Here is a 16,044-nt window from a genome sequence, read left to right as displayed (position 1 = left end):
CGTTAAATGACGCTTGTATCAAACTGAACAGACAGGTTCTACAGATGCTGAAAAAACTTAATAGTCTTTCAATCCTCGCCATCCTCACTGCGGTGATGGTGGTGTGGATGTTAATCACCATATATAAAGCCGAAGATACCAGTGATGACTTTTCATTACTGTTTCCTGAATTATTTGAACAGCTAAGTGATGTGGATAAAATCACATTTAAAAGTGAGCAGGATGAATTCAGCCTGAGCCGTGATGATAAGCAATGGTTCATTGCGGATTATCATAACTATCCAGCCGATGAAGATTTGGTTAGAAGGATGCTGGTTGATTTGGCCGATGCCCGAATTCTTGAGCTGAAAACGGATGATCCTGAGCTGTATCCAGTATTGGGCGTGGAAGGTGCAGAAGATGGTGGCAGTTCATTTGTCATTAAATTATTCAAAGACCAGCTGGAAGTGGCCGGTCTGGTTCTAGGGGAAGCACGCGATTTAAGTGCGAACACCTCTGGTCCACAACAGTTCTATCTGCGCCGAGTTAATGAGGAGCGCAGTTATCTGGTTGAGGGGTACTTTCAGTTCAGTCCGATGATGCTCAACTGGATTGATGCGCTGATTATGGACATTGCACGTGAACGGGTTGCCAGAGTAGATATCATTCAGCCAAATGGCGATACTGCAACCTTAGTGAACTTAGGTCAGAAAGATAAATTTGGCACGCCGGAAGATCGTGAAGATACCGTATTTCGTTATGAACAGCTTGGCTATGATATTGCCGGGTCATTATTCCAAATGCGTCTGGAAGATGTTCAGCCAGTTGATGGCTTTTCCCGTGGTGATGCTGAGATTGTTAGAGCAGAATTTCTTACTTATGATGGCTTAAAGGTGATTGCTCAGACATCGTTTAATGATGGTTTTTACTTTTCCACGTTCAAAGCTGAATATGCCCCGGATGCTGTGCCTGAAGTACCGGAAGCCATAGCAAGCCTTGATGTGTTAAAAACGCCTGAGCAAGTACAGCAGGAAGTTGCAGAAATTAATGACAAAGTTGAACCCTGGGTTTATCGCTTGGGTGGGTTTGTTGGCAACAACCTGATGCGTGCCAAGGCCGATATGGTGACCGAAAAGGATCAGGTTATTCCAATGCCTGCCGGTGGTTTTGGTCCGTAAGCCGCTATTTTGGAAGTCATAAAAAAGCCCCTTAAACGGGGCTTTTTTATATGTGTACAACCTTACTCTGCTGCGGCCTTATCCTTATCCCGCCATTCTTCCAGTAACGCTTGAACGGTGATTGCGAGATCATCGGGGGCGAATTTGGCAATAAATTTATCGGCGCCAACCTTTTCAACTAATGCATTGTTAAAGGTGCCACTCATTGAGGTATGCAGCAAAATACGAATATCTTTCAGATTTGGGTCTTGGCGGATAGCCGTTGTAAGGGTGTAACCATCCATTTCTGGCATTTCAATATCGGAAATCAACATAGCGATATGCTTGCTGACATCAATGCCCTCGGCCGCCCATGCTTTTAATTGATCCAATGCCTGTTTGCCATCATTTACGATGGTACAACTGACTCCAATCTGCTCCATGGTGCGACGTATCTGATTGCGGGCAACACTGGAGTCATCTGCCACAAGAATGTGATGTTTATGGTCAGCATTGGCTTCTGCAAAACGAGTCACCAAATCAGCTGAAACCGTGTCATCAATGCCCAATACTTCTGACATGACTTTTTCCACGTCAATTATCTGGATCAGTTCATTGTCAATTTTGGTGACTGCAGTCATGTAATGCGATGAACCTGAAGCACTGGGAGGAGGCAAGATATCTTTCCAACTGACGTTGACGATGCGATCCACCTCACTGACAAGAAAGCCCTGCACGTTGCGATTATATTCAGTGATAATGACAAAATGCTCATGAGGATTCACGACGGGCCTTTTGCCTATACCCTGAGATAAATCAAAGATACTGATGGTTTTATCACGGATGCGCGCGGCACCCCGAACGACTGGGTGTGAATGTGGCATTTGCGTTAACGGAGGACAAGCAATAGCCTCGCGGACCTTAAATACATTTATACCGTAACGCTGGGTGCCTCCCAGCTTGAACAATAAGAGCTCTAACCGGTTCTGACCGGCTAGTTGAGTGCGTTGGTCAATACCATCGATCATGCTTGCCATAAATTTCTCCTGATTACTGCAAGAGTATAACGGCAGTAACGTTCATTTCTGAACCGTAATTATCGGAATGAAATTTGCAGGTCATCAAAGTGAGTTCATTTGCCGTGCATATTGCCGGAGGATTTTGATGTATAAATTATTATGTAGTGTATGTTTAGTGTTAAGTGTCAATTTGTTGACACTTACTGCCCAGGCTGACAATTTACAATCTTTGGCTGATGTGGAGCACACCGCATTCACTTATACTTTAGCCCAGGCGCAGACACGATTTAACAATCCCCAGGTTAGTGTGACACCATTAGATAAACGGTTACGCTTGCAGCATTGTGAAAAAGGGCTGGAGGCATTCAGTAATCGCAATATTGCAACTGCCGGTAATGTGACCGTGGGTGTGCGTTGTCAGGAGCCTGTGGCCTGGACAGTTTATATCCCCTTGCAAATCAAAGTAATGCGACCCATGGTGGTGATTGCCCGGCCCGTTTCAGCGAACCATGTTTTAACAGAACAGGATTTGCGGATTGAACAGCATGATATTGGCAAGCTTCGGCAAGGCTATATGGCAAATATTGCCGCTGTGGTGGGACAGCAAGCGAAATATTCACTGGGCTTGGGCACCGTTATTCAGAAAAATCATTTGCGGCCGCTGAATATCGTAAAAAGAGGTGAGTCAATTGTTCTGGTGGCTAGTGCAGGAACAATGGAAGTCAGAATGCAGGGCACAGCGATGTCTGATGCCAGCCTGGGGGATCGCGTTCGTGTGAAAAACCTCTCCTCAGAGAGAGTGGTCGAAGGTGTAGTAGATGGTCCAGGGGTGGTACGCGTTACAATGTGAAGAAAACTCTGGATCGAATCACATTATATTAAAGTTTTTTCAATTCGATCCGATAAACATTATAGAACCAATATGGAGACATTTTTATGTCGGATATTAATAATATAAAACCACCAACACAGGGTGGTGGAATCAACTCGACGCGAAACGTCAATGTTGAAGATAAACGTACAGAAAACGTATCAAATCAGGTCAAATCGAGTGGTAATAGCTCAACAGACAAGATCAGTTTGACAACCACGGCAACACAACTGCAATCTCTGCAACAGGAAATTGCCGCTTTGCCTGTGGTGGATGAACAAAAAGTGGCTGCTTTACGTGCGGCTATTGAAGATGGAAGCTATCAGGTTGATAGTCAAAAGTTGGCACGGAACATGATTGATTTTGAGGGTAACCTATAAAAAAGGAACCCTCCCATGGCTATGTCACCCGGACAACAATTGCACAGCGTTTTACAGTCTGAACTCAATATTGCCAAACAGTTAGCCGAGTTACTAGTCGCGGAGCGTCAAGCCCTTGCTCTATCGGATATCGTGACCATTACCGATATCAACAATAAAAAACAGCCGTTAATCATGAAGCTCGAACAGTTTAGCCGTCAACGTGATGCGGTATTAATTTCTACAGGCTTCCCTACCGGTAAACAAGGCCTTGAAGCGTTCATTGATAATCAAACGGAAGATGACGCATTGGCGTTAACGCTGTTGATAAAAAATCTAAAAGCAGTTGCCAAAGTCTGCCAGCAAAAAAATCAGGTAAATGGCGGCATCGTCAGTATTAACCGTCAGTATCTGCAGCGCGCTATCTCCGTTCTTCGAGGACGTGATCCAGAGTCGAGTGCTTATGGTCCGGGTGGTGAATATACCAGTGCAGTTGTTCGTCAACCACTAATTGGACGTGTCTGATCCTAGGTGGATATGAAAAATTAATAAGCCCTAAGGCGTTTCACACCACTGGGCTAACAGATCAACCCATACTGGATCATCGTTAAGGCATGGTATCAATTTTAATGAACGACCACCTGCCTCGATAAACACTTCCTCAGCTCTAATCGCAATTTCTTCAAGCGTTTCCAGGCAGTCCGTCACAAATGCAGGACACATGACCAGCACGTTTTTTGTGCCGTTTTGTGCCAGTTCAATCAAACGATCTTCAGTGTTAGGCCCCAGCCATTTGGCTCGGCCCAGTCGGGACTGAAAAGCGACTGAGTAATTGTCCGGATTGAGTTGGGCTTTTTCGGCAAAAGCAGCTGTGGTCGTCATAACCTGATGTCGGTAACAAGTGGCATGAGCCACATGTGGCTTACTGCAACAATCAGCCTGTTGCAGACAATGTTGGCCACTAGGGTCACGTTTCAAAATGTGCGATTCTGGTAAGCCATGATAGCTGAAGAGCAAATGGTCATGTTCTTCCATCAAATAAGGACGGGTTTGCTCAACCAATGCATTGATATAACCTTCTTCCTGATAGAAAGGTGGTTTGATCGTTAAGACAATATCCAGTTTATGCTTGGCGATGACCTGTTTGGCCATTTCAATACAGGTGGTTACGGTGCTATCAGCAAAATGCGGATACAAAGGAACGAAGAAAATCTCTTTAACGCCATCAATCCTGGCAAGCTTTAGCAAACCCGCTTCAATACTGGGGTTTCCATATCGCATAGCCAGCTCTACCGGCATATCAACCTGCTGTTGAACAGCTTTATGTAATTTTTCAGATAATACAATCAACGGTGAGCCAGTATCGGTCCATACACTCCGATAAGCTTCAGCAGAGGCTTTTGGGCGGCTAGGCAGAACAAAGGCACTGACAATAAAGCGCCTTAGCAACCAGGGTAGTTGAATAACATAGGGGTCCATCAGAAACTGATTTAAGTAGCGCCTTACGGAGGGTGTATCAGGCTGATCCGGTGAACCTAGATTTACTAATAAAACGGCACGTTGCGTCATAATAATTATTATTTTGAGTCAGAAGATTTAAGTACGTCGTTAAGCGCACTCTGGATATCAGTATAGAGAAATTCAAAGCCGGCAGCTTGAGCTTTTTCCGGGATTGCACGTTGCCCGCCCAGTAATAAATCAGCCATTTCTCCCATAGATGCTTTCAAAACACTGGACGGCACTCGAAAGAAAGCCGGACGGTTTAGCGCTTGGGCAAGTGCTTTGCTGAATTGCTGATTGGTAACAGGTCGAGGAGCTGCGCCATTATAAACACCTGTAAGCGAACGATTTTCAGCCAGAAATAAAAATAACCGACAGATATCATCGAGATGAATCCATGGCATATATTGCTGGCCGTCACTTATTGGTCCACCCAATCCCATTTTGAAGGGCAGCGTCATTTTGCTCAGAAAACCACCATTTGGTGCCACTACTAATCCAGTGCGAACGATAGCGACCCGGATTCCAAGAGATTCTGCAGACAAAGCGGCTTGTTCCCATTGTTCGCATAATTCATGACTGAACTCTGGTTTGAAACTACTACTTTCGGTAACAATCGTATCGTCCTGGTTTCCATACCAGCCTACTGCTGAGCCACTGATAAAACTATGGGGGAGGCTGGAGCGTTTGGACAATTTATCTATCAGGTTCCGTGTATAGTCGACCCGGCTTTTCAATAATATTTGCTTACGGGCATCGGTCCAGCGTTTATCAACAATCGGTGCACCGGCCAGATTAATGACTACATCGATATGATGATCTAGCGGTATTGAATCGACGGATTCGAAACACTGCACCTGGGAACCAAGTATTTTGGCTGCTTTCTGACAATTACGACTTAATGCAAAAACAGTCTCGCCATTGTTTAAAAGTCTTTGACACAGCGCTTGGCCGATGAGTCCTGTAGCACCGGTTATTAAAAAAGCCGCCATGATAAATTCCTTTGAATAGTTATGATTATTCCTTGTATAGAGTCATAACAGCTGGCAAAGTTTACCAAGGGCCTGCTGATTTTTCATAACCACCACTGCTGGAGGCTATTTTTTTCGGCCAACAAGGCGGAAATGATGCGATGTAGGTGTTCTACATAAGTCATTTCCAACACCGTAGGACGGAAAAATAGTCACAACCCAAAGGGCTGGGAAACATCGACAGACCCTGAGTAAAGATAAAACCAAATATTTAGTATTTAACGAGTAATTGATGGGAATTAAAGTCGGAATCAGTAGCTGTTTACTGGGGGAATCCGTGCGATTTGATGGCGGACATAAACATATGCGTCTATGTACCGACAGTTTGTCGCGTTTTTTTGATTTTGTTGCGGAATGTCCTGAAGTGGGTATTGGTATGGGAATTCCTCGCAAACCCATTCGTCTGGTTGGTGATGTGGATGCACCACAGGCAGTAGCCGTGCATGATTATAATTTGAATTACACAGAAAAGTTGACGGCTTTTGGCCAGCAAAAAGCCCATGAACACAATGATTTATGTGGTTATATTTTTATGAAAAACTCACCGAGTTGTGGGTTGTTTCGAGTCAAGGTGTATCAGGGTAATGGTTATCCGGCGGCTGAAACAGGACGAGGGTTATATGCTGATGCATTAAAGAAAGCCCATCCATTGATGCCAATGGAAGAATCCGGCAGATTGAATGATCCATTATTACGCGAAAATTTTATCACTCGGGTGTTCGCCTATTATGACTGGCAGCAACTGGTTCGCAGTGGGTTAACCCACCATAAATTGATCAGCTTTCATTCACGTTATAAATATTCCTTAATGGCTCATTCACCGACATACTATGCTGAACTTGGACGGATGCTGGCTGATGCTGGAAATCATGAGATCGAAACTCTGGCAGAACGTTATTTCACTGAGCTTATGACGGTTTTATCAAAAATTGCCTCCCGGAAAACACATACAAATGTATTAATGCATTTGCAAGGCTATCTAAAGAAAAAGCTCTCAAGCTCTGAGAAGCAGGAACTTGCCGACATTATTAACCGTTACCGTACGGCAGAGTTACCACTGATAGTGCCGATCACATTATTAAAACATCATTTCAATAATCATCCAGATGCATATATTGCCAAACAGGCCTATCTGCAGCCATATCCTGATGCGTTGAGTCTGAGAAATACGATATAAATTGTGTACGAAAACTGGAAATCACAGTAAATTGAAATGATTACATGTCATTAATGATAGCGTCGTAAATCCGGTATTAGAAAAAACGCTTTTAAAAGAAGTAGCAGTAGGAATGTATGGTGAAGCGAAGTTGTATCATTTTCTAAAAATAGCTGAGATTGAAGCCAGTTCGGGATATCAGATATGCAGCGTAGGGATTTATTAAAACTCGGTTTATTAAGTACCGTTAGCAGCAAAACTTCAGCAATAAGCCAAACGGCATTGACGGGTCTGGTGTTGGATCCTGGTTTTGCCAAACATCATATTATGCCTCAACACCCAGAGTCTCCTGCAAGATATGAGCGTTTGCGGGATGAGCTGGAAGTCAGTGAGCTGCTATCCAAGGTCACATTGTTAAAACCCAAAAGCAATATTGAATCTGAATTATCGCTTATTCATTCAGCCAATCATGTAGCGTCAATAAAACGTCACGATCCCGAAGCGCATCAAGCTGCAATGTTGGCCACAGGAGGCGTACTGGTAGCGGTTGACGCGGTCTGTAAAGGTTTGCTGGATAATGCTTTTTGTGCTTCAAGGCCACCAGGGCATCACGCAACCAACACCGGAAAGGAAGAAGGGTTCTGCTATTACAATCATGTTGCTATAGCGGCAAGATATGCTCAAAAACGCTATAAGTTAAAACGAATTTTAATTGTGGACTGGGATTATCACCATGGAAATGGCACTGAATGGGCTTTTTATCATGATCCCTCGGTATTGTTTTTTTCAACGCATGACGCCGAAGCTTATCCTGGTACGGGGTCACCAGAGAAAACCGGCACTGGTTCCGGCAAGGGCTTTAATATAAATGTGCATTTGCCCTGTGGTTCCGGGGATGCAGAAATCATCGCTGCATTCGAAGAAAAACTGATTCCAGCGGTAACTGAATTTAACCCCGATTTGATTCTGATATCAGCCGGGTTTGATAGTCGGGAAGACGATTTGTTGGGATGTTATAAAGTTTCCGATCAGGGCTTTATCCAACTGACGGAGATCATGATGCGACTTGCCAAACAGCACTGTGATGGCAGACTCGTTTCGGTACTGGAAGGGGGCTACAACCTGACAGGTAATGCCAAGGCCAGTGTGGCGCATTTAAAAACCTTGATGCAGATAGTTTCATCTGCTGAATAATTTTTGTGATTAACGGCACAGTTCGTGCTAATCCTTAATTGAAACATTTTAGTGACAAATATCAGTCACTTGTTGATTGGCAGCCCAAGCCCTTTTAAGGAGAAAATGATGAACGCTGTTGTTAAACTCAGAGATGAGAACGAGGCTGGTCTTGACCAGAATCAAGGAAAGCAATATCAACATCTGAATACCTATTATGACCCGACCTATAAGATTGGCTGGTTCATGATGAATGCCGCTCCCAGGCCATGTTTTACCCCTACCTTGCTGAATGAACTTTCGGATTATCTGGCGAATGTAAAAGCTGAGATGCAACAGAGTAATCATGAAAAATATGATTATCTGGTCGTTGGTTCCAGTGTTGATGGTGTGTTTAATCTGGGCGGTGATTTAAACCTGTTTACCTCACTAATTGAAAAACGTGACCGTGAAGCATTGCTGGCCTATGCCATTCATTGTGTTGATATCCTCTACGACAATATGTTCCATTTTGATTGTGACCTGACCACCGTCAGTCTGATTCAGGGTGATGCATTGGGAGGTGGGTTTGAAGCGGCATTATCGAGTAATATTATTATTGCTGAGCGAGGCGTGAAGTTGGGTCTGCCAGAAGTGTTGTTTAATCTGTTCCCGGGAATGGGGGCTTATACATTGTTATCCCGAAAAGTCGGGGCGGCCAATGCTGAAAAAATGATTCTGTCGGGTGCTTTATATACCGCAGATGAGCTTTATGAAATGGGCGCGATCGATATTCTGGCCGAAAAAGGTGAAGGTGAGCTGGCTTTATACAAATACATTAAAGCCGCCAAAAAATCTCCAAACAGCTATAAAGCGATGTCACGTATTAAAGATTTATGTAACACCGTGAGCTATGAAGAGCTTGTAGCAATAGCCAATATCTGGGCGGATGCGGCTTTAAATCTGACCAGTAAGGATATCCGGATGATGACGCGATTGGTGAATCGTCAGACTGCCAAATCAAACAGCGAAGTGTAACCTGACTTCACCATCACTGCTGTTTGGCGAGATACATCGAGGTGTCTCGTTGCTTTAAGTTTGCTTCAAAAAACGATTAGTAAGCTATCAGTCATTACTCAGGCTGGGAACACAGCCTAGTGATGAAAAATAAACAGGTCTTAATGATCCGCTTTTTGTGATTGCCCTTGAAGCTTAAGGGCAACTTCTAATTCGGTTAGCGTTTGTGTAAAAGCATGCTCCAGTTTTTCGGTCAGGCGAAGTAATTCAGCTGAGCCAATATCGAAAGGTTTAAATGATTCTCCCTGACGACAAAGCTCAGCAACTTTATTCGCACCTAATTCAGAAGATGAACCTTTCAAAGCATGCAGGCTTTCACGATAGGTCAGATAATCATCATGTGCTGATTGAAGAATCAATTGCAGGTGTTTGGTACCGTCTTCTTTATAACCATTTAGCAGAAGCTGTAAAAAGGCTTCACCGCCCCCTAGCTCAGAAAGTTCGAGCAAAACCTGATGGTCACACCATTGTTCTGATGAAACGGTCGATCGACCGTTAACTTTGCCGGGTTTTACATTGATTTGATGCTCCAGAGCCAGACGGGCAATGGATTCCAGCAATGAACGGGAATCTATTGGTTTGGTCAGAAACTCATTTGCTCCGGCTTCCAGACAACGTTGTTTAGCCTGAGGTGTTGCATCAGCTGTCAGAATGATAATAGGGATATCATGTCCAGTATCCATATAGCGCATGGCGCGGATAACTTCGGTTCCGCTGTAATCTGGCATATTCATATCCAGAATCAGCATTTCAATACTGTCAATTTGTTGACTTAGAACATCCAGCGCCTGTTCGCCACTACTGGCCAGAATTACCTGATGTCCTGCATGGCGAAGTATACCCTCCAACACCTGCTGATTGACTAGGTTATCTTCGGCGATAAGAATATTTAAAGATTTAGCATAGGATTGAGCTGCATAATGTTGAGCCAGGGTGATGACTTTTTCATCCTGAATGGCATGATTGCTCTGTGCTGCGTGGATGGCATTAAATAGAACAGGTTTTTCCTTAACATCATGCACAATCGAAATAAAGTGATGACGCAGTCTTGGATCCTGTTTACTGAAGTCTGATGGATTCAACAGGATCAGCGCGGTATTGGCGAGTAAAGGTTCACCATGGATCATATTGGCAAATTGAATCGGATCGATTTCATGCATACAATCCTGATCAATCATCACGGTTTGATAAGGCGATTGATTCTCTGCTGCTCGAATCAATACTGAAAATGCTTTGGCGGTGGTGTCGACATGTTGGTAATTCACTGACCAGTCATTGATAACAGGTTTAATAAGGTCATGCAGTGAATCGGTGCTTAAAATCAGCATAGGGCTCTCAGATAAAGTTAATTCATTTGGCTCATTGGCAGTGAAGGGCATTTCAAACCAGAACAGGGTTCCTTCACCCACTTCGCTGGTTACCCCAATTTCACCTCCCATCAACTCAACCAGCTCTTTGGCGATAGTAGTGCCTAAACCGGTTCCGCCTTTATTTAATGTATCAGGTGAGATCTGCGTAAAGTCATCAAAGATTCGTTGCAGAGCTTCCTGTGGAATCCCTATCCCGGTATCACTTACTTCAAAGCGAATCCACAAATTTTGATTTGATTTGCGAGTGATTGGTTGAGCTGAAAGTTTAACGGCACCCTGATCAGTAAATTTAATACTATTACCGATAAGATTGATTAAAACTTGGCGTAGATGTTGTAAATCACCATTTATCGAAAAGGGCAGAGCGGGGTCAATATAGCAATTAATGTGTAAGCCTTTACTGATTGCCATTGGCTTTTGCATGCCAATCACACTGTTTAACAGTTGGTGTAAATCAAAACTTTTATCGCTGATTAAAATCTTACCAGCTTCGATTTTGGAGATATCCAAAACATTTTCAATCAGGCTGAGCAGCGTATGTGCTGACGTTTTCATGATTTTAACAAAATCATGTTGTTGTTTATCCAGCTGGGTCTCCGCCATCAGATCTGCAATACCAATTACACCGTTAAGTGGCGTACGTAATTCGTGAGACATATTGGCCAGAAATCGACTTTTTGCTTCATTTGCCTGCTTTGACAAAGCAATTGCAACATGCAGTTTTTTGATCAGAAAAGCTGAATAAAGCGGAATGATAAGTAACAAAAACATCAGACTGTAACCAAATGGTTCATGCTGAGAGTGCTGCCAGTATTCACCATTGATAATGGCAAAGGAAAAACCGATGATGCCCACTATGAGGGAGATGTATAGGTAATTCACGCCATAACGGAAACCATTACCCAAAATCACCCAGAGATATAAAACGAACAAAAAGACACTCTGCTCACCCGCGATCAACATAACAATTGATAGCGCAGTCAAATCCAGCAAAATACCACAGACCCTTCTGATGGGGGATGGCCTCGGGTTGAGAATCAAAGCTACTGCAATGACGACTGCCAGTAAGTAATAGGCCAACGTAATCAGACTTGGCAGGCTGACAATATTTTCTGAGAAGGTTCTGTCAGCGCCCCATGGCAAACAAAAATAAATTAATAAAGCGATACCCAGAGTGAGTCGGATTTTGATCGCTTGTTCCGGTTCGCTGTCACCCGTTTTGGGTATTTTATCTAAAAATCGCCCAAGCAGATTTCTTTCCTGTGGCTGTGCATAACGATCATTCATTGCTGGAGATTTAATCAGCATACTCGGCTTGAATTTGCTGGATTGCCTCTATCCGATCAAAAAACGCCTGAACACATCTAGGGTCGAGTTGTGTACCCGCACTTTGCTCAATGTAACGACAGGCATCTTCGTTTGACCAGGCTTTTTTATAGGGCCGTTCCGAAACCAATGCATCATAGATATCGGCGACAGAAACGACTCTGGCAATAAGTGGAATTTCTTCGCCCTTTAACTGAGAAGGATAGCCTTTTCCGTCATAACGTTCGTGATGGTGCAATGCGATGATTGCACCAATATGCATGTATTTCGATTGACTATCAGAGAGTATTTCATGACCGATAGTGGTGTGCGTTTTCATGACTTCCCATTCTTCCGGATCCAGCTTGCCAGGCTTTAGCAGAATATTATCAGGAATCCCGATTTTACCGATGTCATGCATGGGAGCGGCATATTCAAGATCTTCGCATTGCTGTTCATCGAAAACGCCTAATGCTTCAGCAATAAAACGGGAGTATTTCGCCATACGAATAACGTGATTCCCCGTCCCTTCATCACGGTATTCACCCGCCTTGGCCAGACGAATAATGGTCTCTTTTTCACGCAGAATAATCTGTTCAGTGGCAATTTCTACCTGGCGTGCCAACCAATTGGCACGGTCTTCAATGATCAGGTGTTGCTCGTGCATCTGTAAAAGATTACGACAACTGGTACGACATTCAATTTGATCAATGGGGCGGGTTAGGAAGGCAGTAGCCCCGGCATCCAGTGCGTCATAACGCACGGCTTTTTCGCTGACGACGGTAATCATCATGATGGGAACGCTTTGCAAAGCAGGCATCTGGCGCACACGACGAATAAATTCGATGCCATCAATTTCCGGCATACGATAATCCGTTACAATTAAATCGGCCTCATGTTGACTCAGCCATTCAAGTGCCTCAGTAGAGTTACTTAACGCCGTGACGTGAATATTTTCACCAATTTGCTGGACTATCTTTTCTAAAATAGTTCTGCCGGTTGATTGATCATCAATGATCAATACCTCTTTGGTCTTCTTAAGAATGCTCAGTCTCCTTGCTGATTCATAAGGTTTTAAATTGCCAGGACGACCATATTGGTTTGCCAAGACACTTTCCTCATCAAGCTTGCCCTTCCGTCACATCCCTGCTTTGGCAGTTTTATTAACAGAAGTCATATCCTTGAATCCGTGTCTGTTATTTTGTTTAAATACAATCGTTTCTTATTTCCGCATTATGCTGACAGAGTTCGTAGCTGTCCATTCTATTTACGTTTCGAGCGTTCTTAAATGCTTTTTGATGCTCCTCAACAACGACTGGATAGTGTTTTGAATGACGCTCAATTAATTTCAAAGATAATTAATTCTGGCGAGACCGTTTAAACTTTTCACGCATAATTCACATTCAAAAACGGACTATATGTTGATGAAAGCATTATTACTTATTGCCCATGGCAGTCGACGCCAGCGTTCAAATGATGAAGTTATTGCGCTGGCTGAAAAACTAAAAACGGAATGTGCCGAACATTACGATATCGTGCAAGCCGCATTTCTGGAACTTGCCGATACATTGATAGCGGATGGGATTGAAAACTGCGTGCGTGATGGCGCCAGCCAGATAACCGTCTTACCTTATTTTCTAAATTCCGGACGTCATGTAACCGAAGACATTCCTCATGATGTAGATGCAGTTCGTGCTGACTTTCCGAATGTAGACATTCAAATTGCTCAACATATTGGCGCATCAACGGCCATGATCGATATGTTAAAAACTGCTGCGGTAAATCGAGTCTGATATTAGCTAACGTAATGAGGATAAAGCTTTGCCTGAGTTATCTATGGCAATCAAGGTTTTAAGAACCTGGAAGCAATAATCATCGAATCTTCAGATCTCTCACGCTCAACCTGCCAGCCTTGAGCCAGAATATAGTCCAATGCCTGCTGATGACTAGCAAACTGCTTATCTAACGTCTGCCGTTCACCATCAATATTCTGATGAATGATAAAAAAAGGTTCGCTTTCAGAACCAGCTCTTTCAATGCGGCATTGTGGAATGGATGACATGTTATCGCTCCAGTACTCGTCATAATTAAAATCAGTGATCACATTAATATTCTATGAGAACCAGTATAGGCTTTCTGCAAAACTGGTACATCAGCCTTTCTTGTAAACACAAAAGCCCATTCAAAGGGGGCTTTATGTTAAAGCGGATGGCGATTAGTGAGTGCAAACACACACATCACTTCAAAGCCGCAACGCATAGCTAAATTGTCGGGTTGGGTCCACATGTTAATAATTCTTTAGGTGAAAAAAGTGATTATTACACTACGCATCCTACTCTGCGCTCATACTATTCAATAGTGAATCATGCTCTTAGAATCTCGGTATTTTCCTTGTTTATGAGATATTGCATAGGGTCAATTAATAAAAGTCGTTTGTCGTTTTTTGGCTGGTGCTAAAGCATGAATTTTTTTTAATTTCTTTTGAAATAATTACAAAAATGATTAATAAGGTCATTTTCGATAGTCTGTTTTTATAAAGGAAGGCATCAAACTTATATAAGTAACGTATTGAATTTTAAGTATAAAAGTTTTTAAAAATAAATCTTTATCAGCTTGGTATAGTACTTGCGTTATCTACAGTGAAGTACATTGAAACGTTAAAACGTTTTAATTTGAGCTAATTTATTAGCCGAACTTGGATAAATAAAAGGAGAATGAAATGTTTAAAAAACTATTTCTTTCAACTGCAGTTGTCACTGCGTTTGCTGCGACCCCTGTTTTAGCAGGTAATCAAAATGATACTAACCCGAATGATCCTGAATGGGAGAGAAAGGGCGACCGAGTCGTCAATACTAATCGGGATCAGAATGGAACCAATCAAAAAAATAATGATAAACGCAACAAACAAGATGGAACCACCAAAAATTATGATGATGTCAGTCATGGTGATAAAAAGGTGACCCCCGATCGCAAAGCGTATGACAAAGAAAACCACAATAAAGATAGTATTAAAAATCAGCAGCACCCTGCACATGAAATGGGTGAAGGGGACGAAACTCCCTATGAAGGTCAGTGATTCAAATCTGACCTTGTTCAAATTAAGAGACAATCTTTCAGAAAAATAAGATTAAGCCCAAGGATTACGATTTATCGATTTTCCCTTATTTCAAAGGAATTTCGATATTTATAACGCCTTAAAAGTGCGCTGCAATGGCGAACATGGTTAGGCTTATCATTGCCGTTAACAGCGTTACTTTCTATATTTTTGAGTTTTTCTGATGTATATCTTGGAGGTATTCGATGAAAAATATAAATTTCCTAACATTCACAGCTTTTTCTTTATTGGCAACTCCTGTCATCGCAGAAAACCCTTATGCCAAAGACGATAATAGTTGGATCAGTATTAATGGGGAGGTAACTTCTGTTTCGGCGGATGAGTTTGAGCTGGATTATGGTGATGGAACGATTACGGTCGAAATGGATGATGGTGACCGAGATGCTGATGGCTACAAGCTTTTAAGAGGTGATGAGGTCAGGGTTTCAGGACTTATCGAGGATAGCTTCTTTGAAACTACGACTATAGATGCCAGTAGCGTTTACGTAAAAAATATTGATACGTATTTCTATGCCAGTGCAATTGATGATGAATATTACGGTTATGACGTGATATCGCCGCTAACCACCGATACCTTTGTAGAAGGTACTATCACTAGCGTAAGCGTTGATGATGAACAATTTACTTTAGACACTGGCCTTCAGATGCTGACCGTTGAGGTAGATGAACTTCTTTCCAACCCACTAGATAATGAAGGCTATCAGCAATTAGAAATGGGTGAAAGAGTCAGGGTCAACGGTGAGATTGATTATGACTTTTTCCAAGGTCGTGTTTTTGAAGCAGATTACGTCACTAATATTTAATTGACTACTTCTTAAACAATTAAAAAATACGAAGGTTGGATTGTCATAACAATGTTATGGCCATCCTCTTCGTCATTACCTTATAGCCCTTTCTTATATTTTTAATTTTAAAAACTATTACCCATCACAGTATTAAATACTGTCGAAAAA

At 42.7% G+C, this 16,044-nt stretch carries 16 protein-coding genes; 10 read left to right on the top strand and 6 right to left on the bottom strand.

The features are described from left to right. Positions 1 to 44: 44 nt before the first annotated feature. A complete protein-coding gene (locus B4F66_RS13345) occupies positions 45 to 1,157 on the top strand; it encodes a DUF4340 domain-containing protein (protein ID WP_292356402.1) in 1,113 nt (370 codons plus the stop codon). A gap of 62 nt (positions 1,158 to 1,219) precedes the next feature. Here B4F66_RS13345 and B4F66_RS13340 read toward each other — a convergent pair whose 3' ends face one another. Beyond that, positions 1,220 to 2,173, bottom strand: coding sequence for a chemotaxis protein CheV (locus B4F66_RS13340; protein WP_292356400.1), 954 nt, complete (start codon positions 2,171 to 2,173; stop codon positions 1,220 to 1,222). 127 nt (positions 2,174 to 2,300) lie between these two features. Here B4F66_RS13340 and flgA point away from each other — a divergent pair, with 127 nt between their 5' ends. The 3 genes from flgA to B4F66_RS13325 all read left to right on the top strand — a co-directional run bounded on the left by flgA (position 2,301) and on the right by B4F66_RS13325 (position 3,910). Further along, on the top strand, positions 2,301 to 3,005 hold the full coding sequence (flgA, locus tag B4F66_RS13335) for a flagellar basal body P-ring formation chaperone FlgA (protein WP_292356398.1): 705 nt from the start codon (positions 2,301 to 2,303) through the stop codon (positions 3,003 to 3,005). Between the two features lie 86 nt (positions 3,006 to 3,091). After that, the gene (gene flgM, locus B4F66_RS13330) at positions 3,092 to 3,406 is read left to right on the top strand and encodes a flagellar biosynthesis anti-sigma factor FlgM (protein WP_292356397.1); all 315 of its coding nucleotides are present in this window, start codon (positions 3,092 to 3,094) and stop codon (positions 3,404 to 3,406) included. Between the two features lie 15 nt (positions 3,407 to 3,421). Next, on the top strand, positions 3,422 to 3,910 hold the full coding sequence (locus tag B4F66_RS13325) for a flagellar protein FlgN (RefSeq protein WP_292356395.1): 489 nt from the start codon (positions 3,422 to 3,424) through the stop codon (positions 3,908 to 3,910). A 30-nt stretch (positions 3,911 to 3,940) separates the two neighbouring features. On the opposite strand, the gene hemH is transcribed toward B4F66_RS13325, so the two are convergent. After that, complete coding sequence (gene hemH / locus B4F66_RS13320) at positions 3,941 to 4,954, bottom strand: ferrochelatase (RefSeq protein ID WP_292356393.1); 1,014 nt, start codon at positions 4,952 to 4,954, stop codon at positions 3,941 to 3,943. Positions 4,955 to 4,962: 8 nt separating this feature from the next. After that, positions 4,963 to 5,877, bottom strand: coding sequence for a TIGR01777 family oxidoreductase (locus tag B4F66_RS13315; protein ID WP_292356391.1), 915 nt, complete (start codon positions 5,875 to 5,877; stop codon positions 4,963 to 4,965). 271 nt (positions 5,878 to 6,148) lie between these two features. On the opposite strand from B4F66_RS13315, the gene B4F66_RS13310 reads away from it, so the two are divergent. From B4F66_RS13310 to B4F66_RS13300, 3 genes are all read left to right on the top strand, one after another. Beyond that, the gene (locus B4F66_RS13310; RefSeq protein WP_292356389.1) at positions 6,149 to 7,093 is read left to right on the top strand and encodes a YbgA family protein; all 945 of its coding nucleotides are present in this window, start codon (positions 6,149 to 6,151) and stop codon (positions 7,091 to 7,093) included. A 183-nt stretch (positions 7,094 to 7,276) separates the two neighbouring features. Continuing rightward, positions 7,277 to 8,266: a histone deacetylase family protein gene (locus B4F66_RS13305; RefSeq protein WP_292356387.1), complete on the top strand. Its 990-nt coding sequence runs from the start codon at positions 7,277 to 7,279 to the stop codon at positions 8,264 to 8,266. A 105-nt stretch (positions 8,267 to 8,371) separates the two neighbouring features. After that, the gene (locus tag B4F66_RS13300) at positions 8,372 to 9,262 is read left to right on the top strand and encodes a crotonase/enoyl-CoA hydratase family protein (RefSeq protein ID WP_292411629.1); all 891 of its coding nucleotides are present in this window, start codon (positions 8,372 to 8,374) and stop codon (positions 9,260 to 9,262) included. Positions 9,263 to 9,402: 140 nt separating this feature from the next. On the opposite strand, the gene B4F66_RS13295 is transcribed toward B4F66_RS13300, so the two are convergent. Then, positions 9,403 to 11,979: an ATP-binding protein gene (locus tag B4F66_RS13295; RefSeq protein WP_292356383.1), complete on the bottom strand. Its 2,577-nt coding sequence runs from the start codon at positions 11,977 to 11,979 to the stop codon at positions 9,403 to 9,405. Continuing rightward, complete coding sequence (locus B4F66_RS13290) at positions 11,969 to 13,084, bottom strand: HD domain-containing phosphohydrolase (RefSeq protein ID WP_292356381.1); 1,116 nt, start codon at positions 13,082 to 13,084, stop codon at positions 11,969 to 11,971. Before B4F66_RS13290 ends, B4F66_RS13295 begins: the two co-directional genes overlap by 11 nt. A gap of 316 nt (positions 13,085 to 13,400) precedes the next feature. Between B4F66_RS13290 and B4F66_RS13285 the strand changes: the two genes are divergently transcribed. After that, entirely contained in the window at positions 13,401 to 13,769 is a 369-nt protein-coding gene (locus tag B4F66_RS13285; RefSeq protein WP_292356379.1) for a sirohydrochlorin chelatase, read from the top strand. Positions 13,770 to 13,819: 50 nt separating this feature from the next. Here the strand turns inward: B4F66_RS13285 and B4F66_RS13280 are convergent, their stop codons facing one another. Next, positions 13,820 to 14,038, bottom strand: coding sequence for a hypothetical protein (locus tag B4F66_RS13280; protein WP_292356377.1), 219 nt, complete (start codon positions 14,036 to 14,038; stop codon positions 13,820 to 13,822). 657 nt (positions 14,039 to 14,695) lie between these two features. On the opposite strand from B4F66_RS13280, the gene B4F66_RS13275 reads away from it, so the two are divergent. Together B4F66_RS13275 and B4F66_RS13270 are read left to right on the top strand one after the other, a co-directional pair. Continuing rightward, positions 14,696 to 15,052 carry a hypothetical protein gene (locus B4F66_RS13275; protein WP_292356376.1) on the top strand — a complete coding sequence of 119 codons (357 nt, stop codon included), beginning with the start codon at positions 14,696 to 14,698 and terminating at the stop codon, positions 15,050 to 15,052. Between the two features lie 224 nt (positions 15,053 to 15,276). Further along, positions 15,277 to 15,894, top strand: a complete 618-nt coding sequence (locus tag B4F66_RS13270; RefSeq protein ID WP_292356374.1) for a hypothetical protein — start codon at positions 15,277 to 15,279, stop codon at positions 15,892 to 15,894. The last annotated feature ends 150 nt before the right edge of the window (positions 15,895 to 16,044 follow it).

Source organism: Methylophaga sp. UBA3603 (genome assembly GCF_002375335.1).
Taxonomy (GTDB): domain Bacteria; phylum Pseudomonadota; class Gammaproteobacteria; order Nitrosococcales; family Methylophagaceae; genus Methylophaga.
This window is presented reverse-complemented; position numbering and strand designations above follow the sequence as displayed.